This window comes from Luteibacter sp. P4_D7_3, assembly GCF_056401735.1.
Genome location: NZ_JBFUIT010000451.1, coordinates 1 through 2412, shown reverse-complemented (window position 1 = coordinate 2412; position 2412 = coordinate 1). Strand labels below are relative to the sequence as shown.

Below are 2412 nucleotides of genomic sequence, written 5' to 3'. Positions count from 1 at the left end.
TGATGGAACTGGTAGATGAAACCCAGTGAGCGATTGCGCTCGCGACCGCGCTCGGCGTCCGACAACTCGGACAGCACGCGGCCGTTCACCTCGACCTTACCCGCCGTCAGCGTGTCCAGGCCGCCGATGATGTGCAGCAGGGTCGACTTGCCCGAGCCGGACGCACCGACGATGGACATGGTCTCACCGCGGCGCAGGGAGAAATTCACGTTGGAAAGGACGCCCGTACGCAGGTCGCCTTCCTCGTAGACCTTGGCCACGCCGGTGGCGCGCAGGACGATGTCGTCGTTCGGCTTATTCATAACGGAGCGCCTGGGCGGGCTGCGTGCGCGAGGCGCGCCACGCCGGGTACAGGGTGGCCAGCAGGGAGAAGATAAAGGTCACCAGCACCACCCAGCCCACGTCGGACCACAGCAACTGGCTCGGCAGTTCGCTGATGTAATAGACATCTGGCGACAGGAAGGTCTGCCCGGTGACGTGCTCGATCCACTTCACCAGGCCCGGCAGGTTGAACGAGAGCAACGCACCGAGAAACACACCGAAGCCGATGCCGACGATACCGACCAGGATGCCCTGGACCATGAACATGCCCATGATGCTGCGGGGCGTGGAACCCAGCGTGCGCAGGATAGCGATGTCGGCTTGCTTGTCGGTCACCAGCATCATCAGCATCGAAATCAGGTTGATCACCGCGACGAGGATGATCAGCGACAGGATGACGAACATCACCGTCTTCTCCATGTCGATCGCGCGGAAGAAATTCGCGTGGGTGTCCATCCAGGTTTCGACGCGATAGGCCTGGCCGAGCTTGTTCACCAGCTCCTGTGCCACGGGCCATGCCTGGCGCATGTCGTCCAGCTTGAGGCGGATACCCGTGGGACCGGCGAGGCCATTGAGCCGTTCGGCGTCCGGCATGGACACGAGCGCGAGATTCGCATCGTATTCCTGCATACCCAGTTCGAAGATGCCGCTGACGGTGAAGCTGCGCAGCTTGGGTACCGCCCCCATGGGCGTGGCCGTGAACTGCGGCACCACGACGGTGAGCTTGTCGCCCACGTTCACGCCGAGCGTGAGGGCGAGCTCACGACCGAGGATGATCTTCCAGCTCCGATCAGTCAGGTCGGACATCTTGCCTTCGACCATGTGCTTGTCGAGGTCGGAGACGTTCGGCTCCATCGACGGCACCACGCCGCGAATCAGTGCGCCACTGGGCCGCTTGGCCTGCAGGAAGGCCTGGGTTTCGACATACGGCGCCGCACCAAGCACATGCTTGGTGCCCTCGRCCGTTTTCACCGCGGTCTGCCAGTTCTGCACGGTGTCGTCGATGCCGGAGACGGTCACGTGCGACACGGCACCGAGGATGCGTGTGCGCAGTTCGCTGTCGAAACCGTTCATCACCGACATCACCGTGATGAGCGCAGTGACGCTGATCGCGATGCAGACGATCGACACGGTGGAAATGAAGGAAATGAACTGGTTGCGACGCTTGGCGCGCGTGTAGCGCAGTCCGATAAAGAGTTCGAGGGGTCTGAACATACCTGTCGATCGCAGCCTGTAGTAAGGGAGCCCGCCACGAAAGGCATGCACCGCGCGGCAGAGTGCCCGATGCCGCCGATTCCGGCAAGCTGGCCGCCTCATCGCGCCGCGGAAAGACGGGCCCTGAGGACCCGCAGATGGTCCGCATCGGTATTGTCGGGCAGCATGGCCACATGGGCTGCTCCGCCCTTCCACCGAAAATGCAGGAAGACCGAGGTTCCGACCACGCGCGAGGCCACGAGTTCGGCCGGAAAGGCGCGCCCCGTGCGGTCCCGTACCGTCCAGAGACCGTCGAAGGCCCAGTCCAGCGCCCCGATGGGCGGCCTGCGACCATGCGCCGCACGCACGAGCCCCACCGTCGCGACAACGGCGGCGAGCGCCCAGCGGAGGATCCAGGGTAGCGAGGTGAACAAGGGGGCGATCGTGGCGAGGACGACCGCCAGGAGCACGAAACGGCTCAGAAAAGGCGAAGGCCTCAGGTCAAAGCTGATGCCGTGAGCGGATCTCATCGATGATTGCCTGCCAGTCGTCGCGGGGGGCAAAGGCATGGCCCATCACCCAATCCCAGAGATCGGGATCCTGCACGTCCAGAAGTTCGTCGAATACCATCCGTTTCGCTTCATCCGCGTCAGCGTAGCGCTCGTCCAGCCAGCCGCCGAACAGGCGATCGAGCTCGCGCGTACCCCGACGGGTGCGCCAGCGCAGGCGTTTGAGGCGGGCTTCTTCCATCATAGGAGGTCTGGCGCTCTCTGTAGGAGCCGATTCATCGGCGATCGGGTGCTTGCGACATCCCCGCGGCCTGTGGGAGCCGCTTCAGCGGCGATGGGTGCTTGCGGCGAGCACCCATTCGCCGATGAATCGGCTCCTACATGAGGC

At 63.9% G+C, this 2412-nt stretch carries 4 protein-coding genes; all 4 read right to left on the bottom strand.

The annotated features are described in order from the left end of the window. Positions 1-302, bottom strand: a 302-nt coding sequence (locus AC1DSN_RS21370) for an ATP-binding cassette domain-containing protein (RefSeq protein ID WP_477332745.1), incomplete at its 3' end; no start/stop codon positions are given. After that, positions 295-1536, bottom strand: a complete 1242-nt coding sequence (locus AC1DSN_RS21365) for a lipoprotein-releasing ABC transporter permease subunit (RefSeq protein WP_477332743.1) — start codon at positions 1534-1536, stop codon at positions 295-297. The genes AC1DSN_RS21370 and AC1DSN_RS21365, both read right to left, overlap by 8 nt. A 98-nt stretch (positions 1537-1634) precedes the next feature. Then, positions 1635-2045: a hypothetical protein gene (locus AC1DSN_RS21360; protein WP_197478509.1), complete on the bottom strand. Its 411-nt coding sequence runs from the start codon at positions 2043-2045 to the stop codon at positions 1635-1637. Then, entirely contained in the window at positions 2017-2265 is a 249-nt protein-coding gene (locus tag AC1DSN_RS21355; protein ID WP_477332747.1) for an FAD assembly factor SdhE, read from the bottom strand. Before AC1DSN_RS21355 ends, AC1DSN_RS21360 begins: the two co-directional genes overlap by 29 nt. Positions 2266-2412 lie beyond the last annotated feature (147 nt).